Origin of the sequence: Alkalicoccobacillus porphyridii (assembly GCF_007293315.1) — a bacterium.
Taxonomy (GTDB): Bacteria; Bacillota; Bacilli; order Bacillales; family Bacillaceae_D; genus Alkalicoccobacillus; species Alkalicoccobacillus porphyridii.
In genome coordinates this window covers 1-487 of the sequence record NZ_VLXZ01000048.1, presented here as the reverse complement: position 1 = coordinate 487, position 487 = coordinate 1, and the positions used below count along the sequence as shown (strand labels likewise).

1 protein-coding gene is annotated in these 487 nt (G+C 56.3%); it reads left to right on the top strand.

Translation table 11 applies throughout. From position 1 onward, the window contains the following. The coding region (locus FN960_RS23455) for a Plug domain-containing protein (RefSeq protein WP_143850762.1) at nucleotides 1-487 on the top strand (487 nt) is incomplete at both ends.

The following is a 487-nucleotide window of genomic DNA, read 5'->3' as shown; positions in this document are numbered from 1 at the left end:
TGTCAGTGCCGCACCGCAGGTGGTTTCCGAGCTGGATACGCCAGCAGCAGTAAGCGTGGTGGATGGCGAGGAGATGCGCCTGGCAACACCGCGCATTAACTTGTCCGAATCACTGACCAGCGTGCCTGGTTTGCAGGTACAAAATCGGCAGAACTATGCGCAAGATTTACAGCTGTCGATTCGCGGATTTGGCTCCCGCTCCACTTACGGAATTCGCGGTATTCGCCTGTATGTGGACGGTATTCCCGCCACCATGCCCGACGGGCAAGGGCAAACATCCAACATCGATTTAAGCAGTGTGCAAAATGTGGAAGTGCTGCGTGGCCCCTTTTCTGCCCTGTATGGCAACGCGTCTGGCGGTGTAATGAATGTCACCACCCAGACCGGACAACAGCCACCAACCATTGAAGCCAGTAGTTACTACGGCAGTTTTGGCAGCTGGCGCTATGGGCTGAAAGCAACGGGCGCAACGGGAGACGGCACACAA